Source organism: Henriciella sp., from assembly GCF_049649345.1.
GTDB lineage: Bacteria > Pseudomonadota > Alphaproteobacteria > Caulobacterales > Hyphomonadaceae > Henriciella.
The window spans coordinates 1-4,637 of record NZ_JBARZC010000412.1 but is presented as its reverse complement, the minus strand read 5'-3'; the positions used below and the strand labels follow the sequence as shown (position 1 = coordinate 4,637).

The 4,637-nt window shown below is 62.4% G+C and carries 6 protein-coding genes; 2 read left to right on the top strand and 4 right to left on the bottom strand.

What is annotated here, in order from left to right; all coding sequences use genetic code 11:
• Positions 1-136: 136 nt before the first annotated feature.
• Both WA989_RS11450 and WA989_RS11445 read left to right on the top strand, forming a co-directional pair.
• The gene (locus WA989_RS11450) at positions 137-940 is read left to right on the top strand and encodes a hypothetical protein (RefSeq protein WP_424340631.1); all 804 of its coding nucleotides are present in this window, start codon (positions 137-139) and stop codon (positions 938-940) included.
• 18 nt (positions 941-958) lie between these two features.
• Positions 959-1,672, top strand: a complete 714-nt coding sequence (locus WA989_RS11445; protein WP_424340630.1) for a spermidine synthase — start codon at positions 959-961, stop codon at positions 1,670-1,672.
• Here WA989_RS11445 and WA989_RS11440 read toward each other — a convergent pair.
• From WA989_RS11440 to WA989_RS11425, 4 genes are all read right to left on the bottom strand, one after another.
• Positions 1,669-2,286 carry a hypothetical protein gene (locus WA989_RS11440; RefSeq protein WP_424340629.1) on the bottom strand — a complete coding sequence of 206 codons (618 nt, stop codon included), beginning with the start codon at positions 2,284-2,286 and terminating at the stop codon, positions 1,669-1,671. The two genes, WA989_RS11445 and WA989_RS11440, sit on opposite strands and share 4 nt — an antisense overlap.
• Complete coding sequence (locus WA989_RS11435) at positions 2,283-2,597, bottom strand: autorepressor SdpR family transcription factor (protein WP_424340628.1); 315 nt, start codon at positions 2,595-2,597, stop codon at positions 2,283-2,285. The genes WA989_RS11440 and WA989_RS11435 overlap by 4 nt, the downstream gene beginning before the upstream one ends.
• Before the next feature lie 61 nt (positions 2,598-2,658).
• Entirely contained in the window at positions 2,659-3,618 is a 960-nt protein-coding gene (gene truB / locus WA989_RS11430; protein ID WP_424340627.1) for a tRNA pseudouridine(55) synthase TruB, read from the bottom strand.
• Positions 3,619-3,719: 101 nt separating this feature from the next.
• The gene (locus WA989_RS11425) at positions 3,720-4,322 is read right to left on the bottom strand and encodes a manganese efflux pump MntP family protein (protein WP_424340626.1); all 603 of its coding nucleotides are present in this window, start codon (positions 4,320-4,322) and stop codon (positions 3,720-3,722) included.
• Between the last annotated feature and the right edge of the window lie 315 nt (positions 4,323-4,637).

Here is a 4,637-nt window from a genome sequence, read left to right as displayed (position 1 = left end):
TGGCGGGGTTCGCTAAGCAGGCTCAGGCCATTCAGTCAGGGCCGGGATGTCGTCCAGCCGGACTAGAGAGCGTGAGTTGCCGCTTATGGGCGCGCACATCGCATAGAATGACCAAAAAGGAAAGGGTGGAAGTGAGATGACTGGTAAGGGCTGCGCCGCCCTGAAAGGACCTGCCCTCGCCCGCCGGCTTGAGCCATGGGTCGCGCTTCAGCTCGGCTTTGCCGCACGCTGCGCCGCGATTGGCGGCCTCTCGCCTGCAGAGGCGATTACGCAATACACCGCGATCTACAAGCGGATGGGATTTGGCCCGAATGCGCGCGGGCCGCTCCACCCTGACTGGCTCGCCCTTTGCGCCCCGCTGAACGAGGCCGCCGACATTGAGGCTCAGCTCGCCATCCTGATGCCCGAGCTGGACGCCCGCATTGTCGGCTACCGGCATTATTCAGATAGGCTGTTCGGATGCTTCTCCTTCGACGCGCCGAACGAGGCTGGCGCGGTGAAACTCCATTTCATCCCCGACCATTCCGATGCGCCCACCGGACCGCTCCACAAAAGCCATAGAGGCGCCCGCCGCGCCGAACTTGCCGCCATGTTCGCCTTCATCCGCCGGCATCATGGCGAGCGCGCAAAATCCGTTCGCGGCCTGTCATGGCTTTATCACACCGGTGCCTATTGCGCGCTCTTCCCACCAGCCTTCTCTGAGAGCGCCCGCCCCGACGCTGACGCGGGCGCAAAACCGCAGGGCATGCGCTATTGGGGGCAGTTCCTCACCCATCGCGGGCATCTGCGACACGAGGTAGCGACGGCCTTCCGGGACGGCTTCGACACCCTCATCCTCGAGCGCCTCGCCGAGACCTTCCCCTACCGGCCCCTGCTTGCCAGCGCGCCCATAGACGTGTTCTACGACGCCTTCGACAGCCCCGCCCCTGCGCAGACCTGAAGGCGAAAGCGACATTCCATGAGCCGTCTTTTCGAGGAACTGGACTATCAGGTCACAGAGATCGGCGCTGTCAGCCTCAGGCGGCGGCGCATTCTCTCGCTTGATATGGATGTATTCGAGGTTCTGCTCGGCGAGGAGCATCTGATGTCGAGCCTGTTCACCGCGTCTGAGATCGCGCTGGCCGAGCGCGGGCTCGCCGCCCTCGGCAAGGCCCCGCCGGACGGCTGGGACATCGTCGTCGGCGGGCTCGGCCTTGGCTATACGGCAGCCGCCGTGCTGGAAAATCCGGGCGTCAGAAAGCTTGAGGTCGTCGACCTGCTGGCACCCGTCATCGAATGGCACGAAAAGCGCCTCGTCCCGCTCGACCCGCCGCTGCTGGCCGATAAACGCTGCACGCTGAGACACGCCGACTTCTTCGCGCTCGCCGCGTCCGAAGACGGCTTCGGCGCGCCGCAGGACGCCATCCTCATCGACATCGATCACACGCCGGACTGGCTGCTCGACCAGCGCAGCGGCAGTTTCTACAGCGAAGAGGGGCTGAGCCAGTTAGCCCGCCATTTGAAGCCCGGCGGCGTGATGGGGCTCTGGTCAGATGCGCTCGCCGATGAGGCGTTTATCGCCCGCATGTCGACTGTGTTCGAGACCGCCTGGAGCGAGCCTGTGACCTTCCACAACCCGCTCCAGGACAAGCCCTTCACGCAGACCGTGTATTTCGCCCGAAAGGCGGGCTAGGCTCGACCGCCCGTCCGGCGTATCGCCGCCACCAGAAACGGGGACACGGCACATAGCGCGATGACAAAACCCATCGCCATCCACTGCGCGACGCTGTCGCCCCAGATCGTATCAGCAAAGAAGATCGCGAAGGTCCACAGCAAGGAGGCGAGCAGCATGAAGATGGCGGCTCGGGCTGGCGTGACTTTCGGCAAAGCACTGCCGTTCGTACTCGCACCGGACCTGTCACCCCAGGCAATCCATCGCGCCAGCACTAGCAGGAAGCCAGCTGCCCCAATCATGGGCGAGGCGAGCATCGCTGATCCGATGGGCGCAAAAACCCATGTGGTGATGAAAGCGATGCCAGACAGCACGAAGGTCCAGCCGGCAAATCTGTCGACCGCGCTCGTGCCGGCCTGTCCACCCGACGCTTGAAACAGGCGCAACTTCGGTACGTAATTTCCCGTTACGACCAACATTAGCCCGAGCATGATGGCGACGCCTCTGCGTGCCAGGTCCGGATCGAGCATGCCAGTTTTCTTCGCGACCCCGAACGCCAGGATGGCGGCGGCGATTGTGAGGACGCCGACTGCGAGCGAAACGACCACGCGTTTTGGTTCGATCGTGTCTGTCATGGTTTGCCTGCCTCCATTTTTGATCTCTTTTGCGCGGTCGGCGCTTCACGCGCTTCCCAGCCAAATGTTTTCGCAAAGCCGAACAGCGCGTCTTCCAGCACCGACATCTGAAGATGGTAGATGACCGACTTTCCGTCCTTTTCGCTTTCCACGAGGCCGGCGTCCCGCAGGACGGCGAAATGCGCAGACATGGTTGGCCTGGACACCTCAAACGCCTCTGCCAGCGCCCCTGCTGACTTCGGGCCATCCCGCAACAGCTGAAGCACCTTGCGACGCGTCGGATCGGAAAGGGCCTTGAAGACAGAACTCATAGATAGACATTTAGCTAAATATCTAAATGAGTCAAGTGAGGTCTATCCGACCCGCATTTCATTACATCTGAAACACCCGGTTCGGCTGGAACCGGCCTGCGCGGATTTCGCCCATGGCGACGGCGATGTCGTTGTGCAGGGCGAGCGCGAGACGCTCACTCGGGTCTGGATGTTTCTGCTCGCGCCAGCGCTCGACGACGTGCGGCATCAGCATGACCTCGCGGCCCTGACGGATGGCGGCGGCATCGTCCGCGCTGATCTCGACATCCGGTACGTCATCGAGGACGGCCTCGATCGGCATCAGTGTCTTCAGCAGATCTTCGCGTGTCTCCATCGCCTCAAGGTCTGCAAGCTTCACGGCCGCGCCCTCATGCATGACGCCAACGCGGATACGGCGCAGCTGTGAGACATGCGCCTCGCAGCCGAGCTCTGCAGCAAGGTCGCGCGCCAGCGCACGCACATAGAAACCCTTGCCGGAGCGGACATGGATCACCGCATGATCCCCGTCCGGCACGTCCAGCAGGCGCAGCTCATGAACGATGACCTGGCGCGACGGGATTTCGAACTCCTCGCCATCGCGGGCAAGGTCATAAGCGCGTTCGCCATCGACCTTGATGGCCGAATATTTCGGCGGGACCTGCTCGATCTCGCCTTCAAAACCTTCCAGCGCGTCCTCGATGGCGCCGCGAGCGGGACGCTCATCCGAGCTTCGGATCACCGCGCCTTCAGCGTCCAGCGTGTCGGTCGTGCGGCCCCACTCAACGGTGAAAACATATTCCTTGTCGGCGTCCATCGCCCACTGAACAGTCTTGGTCGCTTCACCGAATGCGATTGGCAGGATCCCGTCCGCCAGCGGATCAAGCGTGCCGCCATGGCCGACTTTCTGGGCATCGAAGAGGCGCTTCAGAATACCGACGACCTGCGTTGATGTAATGTCAGCCGGCTTGTCGAAATTGAGCCAGCCATGGGTCGGCAGGCCTTTTTTCTTGCGGTTGCGTCCCACGGCGATTGTCTCCTTCATGGCCGGGCAGCGGATCGGACACTGCTCAGTCTCGGGGTCGAGGCGCCGGGGCTACTGCGCGCCCACCCCGTCGTCAATGGCCGGCTGCAAGCGAGCCTGCCTCATGTCCCCGCCGAGAGATGCTGCCACAGGATCACCGCACCGATGGCGATCAGGACCAGCCCGCCGATCACTTCCGCCCAGCGGCCGAGCCATTCGCCGGCCTTGCGCCCGAGCAGGACGCCGATCGTCGCCATTATGGTCGTCACCACGCCAACAATAATGACGGCGGCGATAATGTTCACCTCCATCATGGCCAGTGTGACACCGACCACCATGGCGTCTATACTCGTCGCGAGCGCGGCCAGTATCAGCCGGATCCAGCGCGGGCCTCTGTGGTGCATGTCTGGAGCGACACGGTCGATGGCGTCTTCCATCGCGCCCTCGACGGGTGCGCGCGCCGCCTCCCAGATCATGTGCATGCCCACAGCGCCGAGCAGGACGAAAGCGATCCAGTGGTCGACACTGGCAACCCAACTCGCCAGGGCAAGGCCTATCAGATAGCCGATGAGCGGCATGACCGCTTCCATGGCACCGAACACAGCGCCAATCCGCAGCGCACCGAACAGGCCGAGCTGCCGCTCACCCGCTCCTTTGCCGAGGGCTGCGGCAAAGGCATCAACCGACAGGCTGAGCGCGAGCGCGAAGAGGGTGAAAACTGACATGGTGCGAGTTCTCTAGGGCCTCGCCCGCAGGCTTCGCAAGCCCAGCCTGCAGACCTATTGGCAGAAGCTATCTCAGCCTGCAAAAAATTTTATACCGCAAGTTTCACCCCACAATATCGCCTGAAATCAGGGCGCCCGATCTGCAGCCGACAGAATAGCCCCGCTTCGCTGCAATTGGGTCGATTGACGGCGCATTAAACTTAGTTAACGCTTTGGTGGGGACACCTAATCAACGGGGACAATTCAAAAAAATGAAACGGCGTGACTTTCTGGCCTACGGGGCTGGATCAATAGCGGCGCTTGCGCTCTTGAAAC